This window comes from Citrobacter sp. Cb023 (genome assembly GCF_030336805.1).
Lineage (GTDB): Bacteria > Pseudomonadota > Gammaproteobacteria > Enterobacterales > Enterobacteriaceae > Citrobacter > Citrobacter braakii.
The window spans coordinates 44413-61136 of the sequence record NZ_JAOWCV010000041.1 but is presented as its reverse complement, the minus strand read 5'-3'; the positions used below and the strand labels follow the sequence as shown (position 1 = coordinate 61136).

The 16724-nt window shown below is 43.7% G+C and carries 11 protein-coding genes and 1 pseudogene; 1 reads left to right on the top strand and 11 read right to left on the bottom strand.

Going from position 1 to position 16724, the window contains the following annotated elements:
• Positions 1–90 precede the first annotated feature (90 nt).
• The 6 genes from OGW44_RS24975 to OGW44_RS24945 form a co-directional block, all read right to left on the bottom strand.
• Positions 91–1764 carry a phosphoethanolamine transferase family protein gene (locus OGW44_RS24975; RefSeq protein WP_025492097.1) on the bottom strand — a complete coding sequence of 558 codons (1674 nt, stop codon included), beginning with the start codon at positions 1762–1764 and terminating at the stop codon, positions 91–93.
• A 52-nt stretch (positions 1765–1816) separates the two neighbouring features.
• Positions 1817–2014 carry a hypothetical protein gene (locus tag OGW44_RS24970; RefSeq protein WP_001238004.1) on the bottom strand — a complete coding sequence of 66 codons (198 nt, stop codon included), beginning with the start codon at positions 2012–2014 and terminating at the stop codon, positions 1817–1819.
• A 402-nt stretch (positions 2015–2416) separates the two neighbouring features.
• Entirely contained in the window at positions 2417–3988 is a 1572-nt protein-coding gene (locus OGW44_RS24960) for an ATP--cob(I)alamin adenosyltransferase (protein WP_001100182.1), read from the bottom strand.
• 46 nt (positions 3989–4034) lie between these two features.
• Positions 4035–5114 (bottom strand): hypothetical protein, encoded by a 1080-nt coding sequence (locus tag OGW44_RS24955; protein ID WP_001207396.1) that lies wholly within the window; start codon positions 5112–5114, stop codon positions 4035–4037.
• 48 nt (positions 5115–5162) lie between these two features.
• Positions 5163–6059, bottom strand: a complete 897-nt coding sequence (locus OGW44_RS24950; RefSeq protein ID WP_000228490.1) for a helix-turn-helix transcriptional regulator — start codon at positions 6057–6059, stop codon at positions 5163–5165.
• A 419-nt stretch (positions 6060–6478) separates the two neighbouring features.
• Positions 6479–7216: an outer membrane protein gene (locus OGW44_RS24945; protein ID WP_001398114.1), complete on the bottom strand. Its 738-nt coding sequence runs from the start codon at positions 7214–7216 to the stop codon at positions 6479–6481.
• Positions 7217–7439: 223 nt separating this feature from the next.
• Between OGW44_RS24945 and OGW44_RS24940 the strand changes: the two are divergent.
• Positions 7440–7624 (top strand): annotated as a pseudogene (locus OGW44_RS24940) (integrase); the annotation flags it as partial.
• Positions 7625–7846: 222 nt separating this feature from the next.
• On the opposite strand, the gene OGW44_RS24935 reads toward OGW44_RS24940, so the two are convergent.
• The 5 genes from OGW44_RS24935 to OGW44_RS24915 all read right to left on the bottom strand — a co-directional run bounded on the left by OGW44_RS24935 (position 7847) and on the right by OGW44_RS24915 (position 16624).
• A complete protein-coding gene (locus tag OGW44_RS24935; protein ID WP_000499115.1) occupies positions 7847–8743 on the bottom strand; it encodes a hypothetical protein in 897 nt (298 codons plus the stop codon).
• Positions 8743–10365 (bottom strand): AAA family ATPase, encoded by a 1623-nt coding sequence (locus OGW44_RS24930; RefSeq protein ID WP_000778955.1) that lies wholly within the window; start codon positions 10363–10365, stop codon positions 8743–8745. Before OGW44_RS24930 ends, OGW44_RS24935 begins: the two co-directional genes overlap by 1 nt.
• Positions 10366–10373: 8 nt before the next feature.
• Entirely contained in the window at positions 10374–11516 is a 1143-nt protein-coding gene (locus OGW44_RS24925; RefSeq protein ID WP_000742120.1) for a restriction endonuclease subunit S, read from the bottom strand.
• A complete protein-coding gene (locus tag OGW44_RS24920; protein WP_000627728.1) occupies positions 11513–13147 on the bottom strand; it encodes a type I restriction-modification system subunit M in 1635 nt (544 codons plus the stop codon). Before OGW44_RS24920 ends, OGW44_RS24925 begins: the two co-directional genes overlap by 4 nt.
• A gap of 63 nt (positions 13148–13210) precedes the next feature.
• Positions 13211–16624: a DEAD/DEAH box helicase family protein gene (locus OGW44_RS24915; protein WP_000438165.1), complete on the bottom strand. Its 3414-nt coding sequence runs from the start codon at positions 16622–16624 to the stop codon at positions 13211–13213.
• Between the last annotated feature and the right edge of the window lie 100 nt (positions 16625–16724).

Genomic DNA, 16724 nt, shown 5'->3' with positions numbered 1-16724 from the left:
CACAGTCCCCCTTCCCCAGGTTATCGCCCTGGGGGCATTTTCTGAAAGTTTCCTTTAAAAAAGAATAGAGTCGTAAATTACTTTAACGAATTATTCCTGGAGTTCATTAAAGTTCTTTCGTAATACTTTGTAATCAAACACGTTATGACTGGCATCAAAAACCACGGATTTCCCCTGCCAGCGGGTAATCACCTCCTCCGGCGTTTTCGGTTGAGCCGGTCTGGTTACGCCCATCCATGCATTAATCAGATAATCATTATACGCAGTGGAAAAAACGCTGTTCACCGTCTGGCGATCGACATGCTCTCCCAGTGCCGGGCTGTACCAGATAAACATCGGAACATGATAAGCCTGCTGACTGGGTTTTATTCCACCATGAAAATAGGCATGTTCTTTTGTCGGGTCATACTCCAGACCGTGATCTGAAAAATACATGACGGATGCCTGACGCGTTTCCAGCATGGTGAAAACCTGTCCCAACAAACTGTCGGTATAATGAATGGAATTATCGTAACAGACTTCTTCTGTATCCAGCGGTTTAAACACGGCTTTATCTCTGGGCCAGTTACTGCAAACCGGTTCATGGCTGCCCGTCAGATGCAGAACAATCAGTTTCCTGCTCCCCGGATTACTGTTCAGTGCTTCAGCCAGGTGTGGGAGCAGTAACTCATCATAGCCTCTGACATAAATTCTGTTTCTGGCCCGCATGGCGATACTGGCCACAGCCGTTCCGTTCTGTCGGAAAGCGGACTGCGCACTGAGCCACCAGGTATCGAACCCCGCCTGATTCGCCATGTTGATAATGTTATCAGGGTAATTACGGATATCATGATGCAGTACACTATCGGCAGATAACGCCAGTGGAACAGCCAGCGCGGTGTAAGGTGCGCCACTGATTGCCTGAGTGAACAGTTTCAGTCGTGATTTCTGTTTCTGAAGCTCTGGTGTGGTAGGGCGCGAATACCCGTAAATGGACATGTTATCAGTCCTTGCAGATTCACCAATCACCAGAACAAATACGTCAGTGTTGTTATCCGTAATCACCAGATCGTAGTGAGGTATGGTATCAGCAATCGTCATTAATCTCTGATGCTCCTTTGCGGCCAGTGCAAAATAGTTCAGATTAAAGAAAGGGGTATATGTGGCAAACCGGGAAGCGACTATGTAAGGATCAACTTCATTTATTTGATACTGTTTCTTCAACGCAAACTGGAAGGAAGAATATAACGTTACTGTAATTAACAATAAAAATGTAATTACCGTGACCTTTTCCGATGGCAATGAGGACGTTTTATTTATTGCTGAACAGAAGAACAATAAAAAGAGGATAATAAATGCGATAACATAAACAACATACATCCTGAACATTCTTATTACTTCATCAGGATCTGTCTGAAGGATACTGATTGCAAAACCATCATTAAATGTTGTGCCAAATGTACACCATGAATACAGGCTGATACTGATATCTGCAGCAGTCAGTAATGTGAACGGGAAGGCAAGAATCAAACGCAACGTAATCGATTTCATTGCCTTAATAATAAGAAGTGCCAGGATAAAGAATAATATCCGGTAAATCAGATGCGCTCCTGAGGATACAAGGAGATTAGAAAGGGTAAAGACAACCACTGATAACACGAGGCGCTTATCATTGCTAATCCGTGACCAGTGTATGAACGGAAGATTAATTTTCATAATAATTGAGAAAAAGCGATATTTCTGTCCGGCGCTGGTCGCTGAACATGCCGCGACAGGTGAATTCATTATTCTGAATAATCATAAAGCCACCACAAATGTAGCGGCGTAAACAGGAACGTCATGATGTTTTCTTTCGTGACAGAAGAGAACCGCACATACCACCCGCAATCATTATCATCAGGAATAACATCCCCAGGCCAACGATTACTCTTAATGCCGGATGAACCCGATCGGCGAGAAAAAATAACTCCATCCCGAAACCAATAACAAGCCAGGCCAGCGCCATTCCGACGAGCCCTTTTAACAGCAATCTCACGCTCCTCTCCTTCTGCATTCTTAACGAAAATGCCTTACAATAACAGCAGCCGGGGAAGGCAACGCTGGCTGCTGAACGGTATGACATTTTACTGCTTTATGTTCTCTCAGTTTCTGTACTGACGCCGCCATTAATGGTATTACAGTTTATTCAGAATAAGGCATGCGGCCTGGTTTAATGCAATAAACTCCTGCCAGCTGTACTGAGACTGATAATTCAGTAAATACTGGTCTTCAACCCGGCAAATCTGTGGGCGTTTATCATAAATTGCACACAAATGAGAATCAGTCTGATAGTAACGGCAAATACCGTCACCACGATCCAGACATTGCGTTTCACCCGCCCTGTTGACATGACGACAACAGGCCCCACACTGGTTACAGGGAAATGGAGGGTGTAATTTCATCGCTTATTTAACCAGTCACGAACAGAAGCCACATTTCCTGACTCAAACGGCAACGCAATCCCTCGTCGGCGGACTTCTTCTCTCAGCAGAAGTCCGCGCTCTATCTCACTGTTTACGCTATCCAGATGAAGTGAAAAATGATTTAACTCGGCAGCATCAACAGAAAATTCCAGTGCAGTAAGTTCCACAAGATAGCGATCAAGTTCAGCATTGACTGCCTGAAAGTATTCCAGTGACCGCTGGAATTTGTCCTTAAATTTGTCCAGAAATGCCCATACCCGCTGCATAACCTCGCTATATTCGAGATAATAATTCATCACCAGCCCGAGAATACCTGTCGTCAGCGCACCACAAAAGGCAGCAAGCTCTGAACCAAATGGGAAAATAAGGATCTGCGCCATCGCCTCATTTATCATCACCCCTCCGGCAACAGCCACACCTGCTGCTATCAGTTTAGTGACCGCTTTGGCTAACTGCCCCGGCGATAATCCCTCCGGATTAAATACCAGGACTTTAAAGGCCTGAACGAGATTGTTCCACATTTCCCTGATAAGCCGGACAATCATTCTTTCCGTTGTCAGGAATATATTTAACAGCGTTGTGGTAATACCTGACAGTATCCCTCCGATGACACCATCTTTAAAGGCAATTAAAAAAGAACTGAATTTTTCCTGTACTCGTTCCTGGCAGGCACGTAATGCTGACGTTATTTCGGACAGGCATTTGCCGGCGCTGAATGAGTTCCGTTGCTGCCTGATAATATGCGGGATTCGTTCCCTCAGTTCGAACCAGATCTCGGCAAGAATAAGCCCCAACATCTGTCGCGTCCCCATACGAAAACCGGAATTAAGCGAAGCACTGGCGACAGCAGTAGCAAACTTACTACTCAGGTAATAGCTCTGATTAATCGTGGCCTCATATTTTTCCCGGGCATATTTATCAGCCCTTTCCATACGCTCAGTATCTGCATCAGCTTTTTTTCTCAGACTTATCAGACGTTTCTTTTCCTTTTCTGTCAGCGTTGCCTGAGATTCAAGCTCTGCTATCTGCCTTAACGTATCTTCTCTGTTTTTCTGCAGCGTGCAAATAAACGCATCCATTGAGTCTGCTTTCTTTGATTTATTGAGCGACTCATGAGTGAATGCCAGATTTGAAGCGTCATTTGCCAGTTCTGCACCATCCCGTTCAGCAAGAATTCTCCCCGGATCATCATGAATTTCTTTAGCGGAAATAATATGATCCAGATTTTTTTTGTCGTCAGAAGCAAACACCTCGCCTGTATATGCATCAGTAAGAGTCCCTGCCTGATGCGCACGCTTTCCTTCCCGGTTCGTCGCGATATAGTTCTCATGGCTGTGGTAATGATGAGAATCATATTCGCCACGACCTTCATACCGCTGTCGCTCAGCCTCCGTGGCATAAATGCCATTACGCACATTATGGATAGTGTCAACATCACCACCCTTACGATCATTTAGCAACAGAAAATCCAGCCCGAATGATGTAACCAGGCTCTTCACCATGGTCTGATGTAACTCTTCTGTCCAGTCAAATTTTTCCACATTCATGTTATTTCACTTCTTGTAAAGCCGGGCTTTAACGCCCGGTAAATCATTAACTCTGGGATGAAAAATCATCAAATTTCACAACCGAACTGGCCAGTACATCATCCAGCTCATCCTTATTAATAACGTTCATTCCATTATCATCCGTTTCCATTTCAATAACGTTATCTTTTATCACTGCCTCACCATTTTCCTGTTTCCGCGGTTTAAACAGTGGCGTTGTAATAATATCCGTCATAATAGCGGCCAGTGAATATCCATGGTCAATAAGCACAATGACTTCATCTGATACACTGATATCCTGTTGTTCTGTAATAACAGAATGCATGGATTTAAGCGGCTCAAAATAGTGTTTAATAAATACAGCATGCATTCTGTTCAGTGCAGCGAGAATTTCATCAACGTATTGATTAACTTTTGCAAAATGCTCCCGGGCCAGATTCATTTTCTTAACTGCCCGTGCAACATCGCAGGCACACTGATGGGCATTTTCAAGAGCTTTCGTCGCATGTCTGTCGTAAGCCCAGCCCGCAATGGCAATCAACGGTGCAGCCACTGCGGTGCCTAATACCATTGCGCCGCCGGCCATTCCCATGCCCCCTGCAGCCAGTGAGCCCCCACCAATTGCCGCCATCGTCGCGTTATAAGCCGCGGCACCAGAAAGCGCTGCAATGGGTGTACCTGTAGAAGCCGCAGCAAATGCCATCACTCCGCTATACACAGCAAAACCCGCAGCAGCCCCGGAAACTCCGGCAGCAACGACCGTACTGAGATATTCTGTCGCTGAAATGGCCAGGTTCTGAATCTTATTGATGTTATGTTGCGGGACACTCAGTTTCAGGTCTTTATTGCCCTCTTTTTCCAGACGCGCCAGGAGCTCAGCAGCAATCCTGTCGAACTCACTGAAATCTTTACCAATCTCAAGCTCTTTATTTCCGAGCGTTGTTAATTTTGATGATGTCTGAGCTTCAGCCTGCTCAAATTTTTCTTTATGCTCCTCGTAACGCTCTTTTGCTTTTTCGAGGATATCCTCTGCTTCTGACTTTTTTTGATATCCATCGTAAGCTTTTTTTCCGCCGAATGCCGCAGCGCCGGCAGCCACACCCAAAATAATAAAAGGTAACGCCATTCTTTTCCTCCTGTACAGATTGCTTTATCATCAGTCAACTGAAATATTTCAGGAAACATTCTCAGCAGTAAGGTATTTTCCTAACATTGTTAACACGGCTTCTTTCAGCCATACTGGTTCAATAATTTCAACATTCGGTAGCCAGTATAAAATCAACGGGACAATTTGATTTTTATGTGCAGCCTTGCATGACAGCGTAATGCCATTGTCATGTTTGTGTAGCAATTGCTGGTAAGGAAGTAAGTCCCGTCGCAAAAAATAATGGGCGATATTACTGTAAATGAACAACACAACATCAAATGTTTTGTCGCTCACCCACGGGTCACATGACTCACTTACCAGTGACTGGATTTCATCACTCTTTGCAAACTTTTCTTTTTTTATATCCAGCCATTTTATTTTAGCTAATGAAAACGACTTTAACTTGTTCTCTTCAGTAGCCAGCAAATACCATATACCTCTCTGATTAGTTAATTTATAGGGATGAACGATTCTGGTCTTACCGGCATATGCAATCTGGCAAACATTACTGTTGCAGATCGCTTTTTCAAGAACATCAAGATATTTTCTTAAATCATCCCTGATGGTGTGCTCAGGGTTATGAAACTGAACACGAATATGCCTTTCGGTTGCCCTGTTTTCTAATTTCTGCCAGAAACCTTCATCCCGTTCAGGAAAAATCGCATCAGTATCCAGTAACCTGGCCAGAGATTTGTGCAGTGATTCTTTGCTCTGGTTTCCTGCTCTTGCCGAAATAAGCCGGTATTTTCCATCGCCACAGGCTTCAATAAAGGGAGAAAGCATATTCAGATCACGATATGCTGTTCGCTCAGTGATGTTGTATTTTTTCATCAAATTATAGCGACTGACCACGCCATAATTTTGTAATTCAACAAGGATATCAATCAAACGCTCCGCTGAGCGATTTCTCGTTGAGTCAACCATAAATCACTGCACCTGTAGTATTACTCTTGTGTAAGTGAATTATATAAATACTCCTGACATCATTTGTCAGTTCCACAAAACTACGCCCTCCGGCAACAGATTTTTATTTGATTATGTTCAAACTTTAAACCAGATGTCCGGGAGCCTCCTTCGTAATACGGTTTATTGTTTCCGGAAGGGCTGATATGACAAAAAACAACGTGTCCCAACAACAGTCCTTTTTCATTTAACAGACTGACAACCATACTGCGCGCTACCTGCCCCCTGTAAAAAATCAACGAAAGTAATATTTTTGCTCTATTTATATTTCATTCATCTGAAATTATTAGTTGCCAGAGGGAGAATATCATCAGGATATCTGTTATTGATTTGTCATACCTGCACTTTACTGTGCTCCAAAGCGCAGGCAGAAATGGCTGTCAGAAGTTATATGTTGCACCTAACATAAACTCGTTACTTCTGACATCAACAGAGGATTTATATTTAGCACCATCCTCATCTTTATAAGTCAGAGTGGAATCCCCTGCATCCAGATACCGGTAGCTGAGGTCAAGGCTGAAATCCTGCGTCACATCGTATTTAACACCGGCACCCAGGCTCCATGCCAGGTTGTTTTCGTATTTTGACGCTGAAGCTGAATAAACTTCACTGCCTGCCGGGCTGTTATCGGTATATATGTACGAAGTTTTATGATGAACCCGTGCATAACCCAGACCAGCAGATATCCATGGCGTGAATGCACTGCTGTTTCTGAAATCATAATACGCATTCAGCATCAGCGTGTTTACACTGAGCTTGTTCTGTGCATCATCGAACTCGGCACCACCGGCACTTTCCCAATAACTCAGACGATATTTTGATTCAGCGTTACCGCGGCCATAAAACTCCACTTCAGTACGCACCGGCACATTGTAGTGCTGATAAAAATCGTATCCCACCGCAAGGCCTGCGCCAAAAACCGTATCACTTTTGTCACTGCCTTTGTATTTATCCGCCCATGCCCCTTCACCATCAACGAAACGTTGCTCTGAAAGTGACATAACAGAAACACCGGCTTTACCGGTCACATAAAAGCCAGTTTTGTTCTCATCAGCCAGAGTCTGGGCCGAAAACATGCCTGCCATTGCAAGTGTTGAAACAGCAATAACCTTTTTCATTTCAATCATCTCCGTTGGTTCTTACCCCACCCGATAAAGAAGGTTGCTCATTTTAAAACCATGCAAAAGACAAGGTAAAAAGAGAAAATTCGATCGAATCGATCGACAAAATCGATCATGAATGATGAAGATTTCTTATCGAAGACATGAAAATGATAAGGAATGGTTTAAGAGGTAATTGCAACGGCATGGAAGTATTGAGACCAGAACAGCACGAGATAAAGCGGCTGAACGTCAGATGAGCCACATGGACGTAACTCAGTGCAGGCAGCGTATATCCATAAAGCGGAGCATCTGGATGAGCGCAAGCTGATGCTGCAGTGGTGGGCAGATTTTCTGGATGCCAATCGGGAGAGAGCGATTACGCCGTTTGACTATGCGAAGATCAATCGGGGTAATGGCGAGTGAGTTGTTTATCAAATTTGCTAAATTAAAACTATTTAACCTGCCTTATAGGGACGATTGGTTGGCTATTTCACTAGAAGTAATGTAGATAACAGAAGCCTGGTCTATCATTTTGATAGACCAGGTCAAGATTAATAGAATTAGATTTTTTATTGGCGTGTTGAATAAATTTTAAAGGGTCCTAATAAGTTTGTAGGATTTAATTGAAAACAGTAAGGGAAATACTTAACATATAACTTCACGCTCTTCTATTAAATCAAAAACATTATTCGTAGTGTAATGTTCCCATCTTTTATTATATCCCTCTTTCGACAAAATTGAGACATCATCCGTTCCTTCTCCCTCATCTAAACCATGCATGAAACAAACTCCAGCAACATTAGAAAGAACATATCTATTATGCAGACATTCATTACCCTCGCGAGAAGTTAAAGACTTAAATGTTACTGATAATTTAAAATCGTCTGGAAAGACAAGGTTTTCGCGGTTCAACTTATTAGCCAAATAATTCACCGTTGGGGAGTTTTCTTTACTCCCATCAAATATAACATCTATCTTTAAATTTTTTTTATAAGAGTTATTAGCACTAACGCTAAGTAATGAAATAAATACATTCCACCATCTTTGTTTGTCACTAAAGTATGGGTCAACTATAATAATATGCTCTGATGTTTTTAATAAGCGTGAGATTATAGATATCATATCCTCAGCAATTCTAGCAACAATTTTTTGCCGAGCATAATTTAACCCAAAGAAATCATCTATATTAGTTACATCAAGGTTATCACAAGGAGTAGAACTCACTACATGATCAAATTGTTCAATTCGATTTACAGCAGAGATGTTATCTGACCATGACATGTCACCAACATAATCATAAACCCTACTAACCTTATTATTTTTCAAAAAAATAATAAGGTCCTCTAATCGTTTTTTTTGAAGTTCACTATGATTAGCATTTAATAGCCCAAGCAATTGTTTTTTATTTCTCTTCAGCTTTGGTAATTCACTATAGAGAAAGTTACCGCCCGTAGAAAATCCTTTTATGAAGTCACGATAATTTCTCCGATCAATTGCGATCTCAAACAAAGCCTCTGGTGAAATGGCGCATTCGTAGAACATTAAAAAAGCTCTCCCCTTCTTTCTTCGAAGAAACCTTTGGGCCATTTTTGTTTGAAGTCACCATCATCAGTAATATCTATTTTCCTAGTAACAGTCGAACCATTATTATCCTCGAAAACGATCACTGATATAAAATCAGGTTTTACTGGGTAATTTGATTCAGGTAATTCATTGTCCGTTGTTTGTCTAATTCTTTTTAAAATTCGAAGCAAAATGTGCTCACTATGTGTTTCGACTAAAAACATAGGTCTTTTAACATCAAGGGGATATTGGGTAAACAGATCACCTACAGCGAGTTGTAAAGCGGGATGAATATGTAGCTCAGGCTGCTCTATAGCAATTAATCCATCCTGAACTATATTGGCTGCAATAATAAGAGGTGCTATCTGAGTTAATCCGACACCGACTTGATTTGGAAATAACATTTGGCTTGAATCTATTTTACAGAAGTAAACATTATCTTTCAGACCTAAAAGTTGAGGGGAGGTTTTTATATCAAATTCTCCTCCACTAAATATATTATAATTAGTGTTTAGTTTATCTCTATTGGAAAACCAATCACTTACTTTTTTAATCAAATCACTATCATTTTGTTGAGATAAACACAGCTTATCCCATGCTGATGTACCATCAAACCATCCATTTTGTTCTGGATAAGGATTTGGCGTAAATGAAGAATCAGGTATAATTCTTAACGGTCCAATAGATACGCTAGCCTTTAAATAATTATTTAATTTATCTAACGGAGAAGTAAAAACTTGCGTTAGCACTCTGGTGATTATATCTCGATTAAAATACTCAACTGGCTCGGATATATCAAAAACTTTCAAATTTGTATCAACAGTTCTTCCCAGTTGAGGTAACGCACCAATTTTCGTCTTTAAAAAAACAGGAAACATTGGTTTTTCTTTATCTTCTTCAAATATATAATCAACAGTTTTTACTCGCTCTGTTGCACCACTTTTATTACGTTCTAAGCCAGGAATTAAGTCATTTAAAGATATTTCAAATTCACTGGCAATCGTATCTAATCCTTCCTTATCAATAGATTCAAGCCATAAATTATAATCAATAGGAAGAAGCAACGGATGAGTAAAGTTCAATCTATTTACTAAAGATGATTTAGTATACTCATCATTACTTAGCTCTCCAATAAATTCATTATTTATAGAAACAGCATAGTTCTTTATATATGCTGCTCTGTGCAATTGTGACCATGCGATTTTAAACTCTACATAAACCTTTTCAGTTTCATCTGCAATGTCTTTCATTTTTATAAAATGAATATCGAAAATATCACCAAGTTCTTCTAAATATGTTTTATATTCTACACCTATTGTTTGTTCAGGATCGAAACCGATACCAATAGTAATTACATTATTCAGATCCCCATTATGGACTAGAGATCTAAATCCATCTATGCGCCTGTTCCCCATAGCTTCTAAATATATAGGATCACACTGCTCACGGTCTAATATTTGTTGAAGATAAAATAATGCAATTAAAATAGTAGTCTTGCCCGCGCTGTTTGGCCCCAATAGTAATGTTACAGGTGCAAAATCAATTTCCTGCCGCTCTCTAACAGATCTGAAATTTTCAAGTACAAGTTTAGTTAATTTCATAATGAACCTTACATGAAATATTTATTCGATAGGTTTGATGCTAAAAGTTGAAGTTGCATTGCGCTTTTATCATAAATGCTTAGTCCTTTTTTTATTTTTTTATAAATAATCTCATACTCATCTTGTAGATGCTTAGGTGGGATTAATATCTCTATATTCTGCAATTCCTGTGCATTAATATTAGCCATGCCAACAATACTTTTACACATATTCATCAATGTGATTTTGCCATGGATGGAATTAAGATACCCTGAAATATAGTAGTTATTTCCGATAGAATTAGGTCTAACGCGGATTAAATATCCAGCAAATGCCATAGGCCTGTCTTCTTCATACACAGCTGTTTTACCAACAAGTTCCTTACTGTTAGTACGATTGAAAAGAAGATCGCCTTCTTTAACCAAATATTTATCCTTTTCTTTTACACTGAGATCAAGATATTTTAAATCTGTAAAATCCCACCTACCTTGATATGTTATATTACCCATCCGTAATATAGGATATTCACCAGAATCAATAGAGGCTTTTGCTGAAGTTCCATAATTTACTGAATCAACCAAGTCGCGAATCGTTCCTTTCGGGAAACGATGTATGTTGTTTGCAGGAGTTCCAAACATCTCTAGAAACTTAGCCCGCAAAAAATCATCAGCCAGTTTGATGGCTTGTTCGCGCTTTTGGCGTATAGCATCAGCTTTATCAAGAATAGCAGCAATGCGTTTTTGTTCTTTTAATGAAGGAAGCCTAATTTTAATATCTTGTATCTTTTTTACAGACAAATGTTTTACAGTCACAACATCTGTTGTAGCATGAATTTTATCCAATTCCTTTTGCAAGAAATGATATAGAAAATTTTTATCAAGTGTTTCAGGATTTGGCGTAATTTTACATACCCGTTGATTTAACAACGCATCAGTACCTTTCCAATACTCACGGTTGAAATCTCCATCCATCCCAACTAGTAAATCACCTTTTTTAATAAGATATTTTAAGTCATAACTGCCTTCATAATAAGTTTCGGTTTTTCCTGAAAGAATATCTCTAATACGGATTAGTGGAACACCATTGTTCCTATTGAATCCACTTGAAGGGAATGCACACCCGGACAATATGTCTATATGTTTGCCAAGTGTGACCAATTGATTTTTTTTCACAGCATCCCCTCCAGCTCATCCAGATCCGCCAGAATCTCTTTTTCCAGATCTTTTAACCGCTTCAATATCACCTTCGGATCTTCATACTCCTCAGCCTGATACACCACTTCTTTATAACGATTAATAGAGAGATCGTATTTCTGGGCAGCAATATCTTCTTTTGGCACTATAAACGCCGCCTGAGTGCGATCTTTAAAATCAACGCCAGCATCAATCCCTTCCGGGTACTGCTGTTTCAGCAACGAGGCTAACTTCTCACCCATAAAGTTATCAACCGGCAGCCCGCGTAAAGTACGGTAATGCTTCCAGCTTGCCAGCAGATGCGGCAGGTCGTTGTCTTTAATTGGGTTACGCTTGTCATCCAGGCTGTAGCCATCATTTTGCAGATCGTAGAACCAGACCTCGTCCGTCTGACCGCCTTTGGTAAAGATCAGGATCGCCGTCGCCACGCCAGCGTAAGGTTTAAATACGCCGGAAGGCAGGTTGATCACCGCTTCCAGTTGGTTATCTTCCACCAGCGTTTTGCGAAGTGACTGGTGCGCCTTACTGGAGCCAAACAGCACGCCCTGCGGCACGATAGTGGCACTGCGCCCGCCCACTTTCAGCATTTGCAGAATACGCGCCAGGAACAGTAGTTCGGTTTTTTTGGTTTTCACCATTGCCGACAGCGTGGAGTCGATATCTTCTTCGTCCAGTGAACCGGTAAACGGCGGGTTTGCCAGAATCAGGTTGAAAGCGTTTTTACTGGCCTGCGGGAAGTTTGTGCTGAAGCTCTGGCTCATGGTGTCCTGATAGTGGATATCCGGCGCTTCCACGCCGTGCATAATCAGGTTCATGGCGGCGATACGTAACATTGTGGTGTCAAAGTCGTAACCGTGGAACATATTGTTATCCACATGGTTACGCCACGGGGTCAACAGATCGCCGGTAAAGATTTTTTGCTCTTCCAGCTCACCACGTTCGTTGGTGCCAATCTCGGTATGAATGGATTCCAGCGAGCTGTACTTCTCCAGTAGATATTCATAGCTGGTTGCCAGAAAGCCACCGGTGCCGCAGGCCGGATCGCAAATCGTCTCGCCGCGGGCGGGGTTCGGCTCCATCATTTCAACCATCGTGCGGATAATGTGGCGCGGTGTGCGAAACTGGCCGTTGATTCCGGCAGTGGTCAGCTTGCTTAACAGGTATTCGTAAAGGTCGCCTTTGGTGTCGCCGCGATCCAATGGCAGGTTTTTGATCACCTCAACCGCTTTGGTCAGCAATGAAGGCTTAACAATCTCCAGACGGGCATCTTTCATAAAGTTGCCCAGCAGCGTTACCTTCGACGCATCAGCCTGGCCGAGCTGACGAAAATGCTGGAATACACCATCGCGCACCACTTCCATCATCTCATCCGAGCCAAGATTGCTATAGTGACTGAAACGGAACTCCTGCTGTTCTGGTGCAAAACGCGGTTTAAAATCAATACCCGCGATTTGTTTACGCTTCTCGTCGCGTTGTTCCTGAGTATCCAGCATCCGGGAATACATTAGATAGGTGATCTGTTCGATTACGGTCAGCGGGTTGGTGATACCACCCACCCAGAAATCTTCCCACAGGCCGTCGATTTTACTTTTTAAGTCACCAGTGATCATTGTTAGCTTTTATATCCTGTTTTAAATACAAAAGCCCCGCTGCCGGGGCTTGTCATGTGCGTATTATACCGTTGCTGCGTCGGTCACAACACCCAGCTCTTCGACTATCTTTTGTAGGCGGGCGATCTGCTCTATATCAGGGAACACACCGGTAACGCCTTCGTTGTGGATATGCGTAAAAGGCTGTTCAAAGAGCTGCCGCATTTCAATGGTGCCGTAATCGCGAATGTGGTTTTTCAGCAATGACAGGAAGCGCAATTGCTGGCTGGTCAGGCTGTTATCAGCGGCGAACTGAGCAAAGCGCACTTCCACCGCGTCGCTGTCCATCCCGATGATGGTACGCAATAGTTTATCCAGGCTGGCGGTCGCCTGCGGGTAGAACTCTTTCAGTGCCCGGATATCAACGTTAGGGTTCTGGATCAGCACCAGTTTAGCCAGTTCATCCAGCTCGCTTTGCGTCACAGGCTCGCCGTTGCGGATTTTCTTCAGCACCGGATTTTGCTGGAACAGCGGCTCCAGCGCTCCCTGCACCTGCTGGCGATAGAGTTTGAAGTCAATCGAGCGGATGTTGGTTTTGCGGTTTTCCGTCTGAATCAGGTTCGCATCTTCGGTAATATCCACCTGTATCGAACCAAATTTCGGCGTCGCGTCTTTTTCCATCAGGTGCATGATGCCGCGCAGATGAATGCGGATATCTTCCAGCTCTTCCAGGCTGGCCTGCTTCCACCAGCCTAAATCACGAAGCTGATTGATCCGCGGTCCTTGCTGTTGGACCTGCGCCAAATGCGGCGGCAGGCGCTCCACTTTTTCGACGATGACCGGCCAGAGCACATCCAGCTCTTCCGGGTTGGTATAACGGGCAGTTTGCGCCGCCAGAATATCCATATCAAAGCGCATAGCGTCGCTTTGCCCGCGCACGTCCAGCCACTGCATCAGCGGGGCCAGGACAGATAGCAAATCCTGCTGTGTTTTCGGGGAAAGCTGGCGCAGCACTTTTTCATCGCTGTACTGCGCTTTTTGATGCCACTTTTCCTGGACGGCAATCGACTTTTCATCCAGTGCATTGATTTGCTCGCGTAGCTGGTGAGCAACTAAATCCACCGCCTGTTTGTCGAATTTACGTTGCGCAGCGGCCCCCAGCATAACCCACGCTTCGAAGCGTTTTTGTGCAAGCGATTTTGTCGCTGTGACTTCGGCCTCTTCGGTATGCAGTTCGTGATACTCAAAATTGCCCCAGTGATCGAAAATGCGGAATTTCTGTTTATCCAGAGGTTTGCCGTTATCGTCGTAACCGTACAACCCCGGACAGAGGCGCGTACCACGGCCAATCATCTGCCAGAACTTCACTTTTGATTTGACCGGTTTGGCAAAGACCAGATTCACAATTTCCGGGACATCAATACCGGTATCGAGCATGTCAACGGAGATAGCGATGGTCAGCTCTTTGTTGGTGCTTTCATCCAGCCCTTTAAAATCATCAATCAGTTGCTCGGCGCGGGGATCGTAATTGTCGATGACCTGGCAGAAGCGCCCGGCAAACTGCGGGTACATATCGTCGAATAATTCATTCAACAGCAGCGCGTGTTTGTGGTTACGGGCGAAAATGATGGTTTTACCTGGCAACTGGCCGTCCCGATCTTTCAGGCCATTTTCCATCAGGTTACGCAGGATATAGCGGTTGGTGTCTTTGTTGTAGATCGCCTCATCCAGCGCCTTGCCATCAAACTCCAGCGTATTGGGATCTATGCCTTGTTCTTCCAGCTCGCGGATTTGTGCGTCGCTTAATTTCTCCCGTTTGATGCCTTCGCGCAGGAATTCTGTGGTGTGCGTGACAACCTCATAGGGAACCAGATTGTTATCGGCGATGGCATCTTCCAGGCTGTAGTTGGCGGTAGGAATACGTCCTTCACAACCAAACAGGCCGAAAGTGGTTTTACTCACCATGTCAATCGGCGTGGCCGTCAGGCCAATCTGGAGGGCATCAAAATACTTAAACAGATCGCCGTAAACGTTGTAGATAGAGCGATGGGATTCATCGGCGATGATCAAATCGAAATAACCAACATCGAAATGGTCCATGATTTTCATCATACCAGGATAGGTGGCGATGTAGATCCTAGCATTCTGCCTGTCTGCTTTTTTCGATTTCCCGACCACATACAGCGGCTCATTGGTGAATTGATTAAAGGCATTCGCCGCCTGTTTACGTAGTTCCTTGCGGTCGCAAAGAAACAGGACGCGTTTTACCCAGCGGGCATCAATCATTAGTTTGCTTAGCGCTATTGCCACGCGGGTTTTGCCTGTACCCGTAGCCTGAACAATTAGCGATTGCCGGTATTTGTTGGTAAACCGCTCGCTGACACGGGCAATGGTTTCAAGCTGGTACAAACGTCCGGCAACGGCCTTACCTTCGTTATCTTTTACGTGCGGCACACTGTTCAGCGGAAGACGGGTTTCACGCTGTTGAATAAGATATTGCAGGCTTTCCTTGCTGTAGAAGCCAAACACCCGACGCGGGGGATAACCATGAGTTTTATGGTCATCCCACAGCCAGATATCATAGCCGTTGGTGTAGAAGATGATCGGACGCTGGTCGTATTCTTTTTCCAGCCAGTCTGCATACAGCCGGGCCTGAATTCGTCCTTGCTCGGCATTGACGCTGGTTTTTTTTGCTTCCACCACCGCCAGCGGTTTGTGTGCCTCATCCCACAAGACATAGTCCGCATAACCGTCTCCGGTCGCGGTAGGTTGTTCTTTAACGGGATGTTCCTGCGTAACCTGATCGGTATTTTTAAGGCCTTCGCCTACATTCCAGTCAGCAGCAAGCAGGCGAGAGTCAATCAGGCGACGGCGGGTTTCCGCTTCATCAATAGAGAGAATATCGGCAACATGCTGGTTACGCGCTCTGGCTTCATTCAGGCGTTGAGTGAGGTGTTCGGCCTTTTCCTGTTCTTGCTGTAGTGCGCGTTGCAGCGCCAGTTCGCGCTCACGGCTTTCATCCTGAGCCCTGATTGCATCTTCCAGACGTTTTTCATCTGCACGACCTGAAGATTGTGTTAATGGAGGGAGTGTAAATTTGGGGCAGTCATCAACATTACCGTGGGCGTAGCGAACATACAGCCAAATTCCCAACAAATACGCTTCTTTGAGCAGCCAGTAAGTATCTTTAGCTTTGATACGTCCGCCGTGCGCGGCACGGTTGCCATGGATACGCAGCGCATCCATTTTCATGATGATGGCTTCCGGCATCATGCTGGTAAAGACATCAGCATTCATTAAATCGTAAAGATTAGCCTTAATACCTTCCGGCAACCGCTCCTGACGATACAACCAGCGCACCATCAATTCGGTGTAGTTGCGCAGCTTGACCAGACAACTTTCCGGATCGGAGTGAACATAGCGTTCCGCCATACACGCGAGTTCAGCCAGTTCCGGCCACTGGCTGCGCAACATTTCAAAATTGAGAGACTGCTCCATCAATCATCGCCTTATGTCGTGGATACAACAGCATTTCTGGAAAGAATATCACACTAATTTGGCCGACGAAGTGAGCCGGATGGCATATGGTGGTGATGTG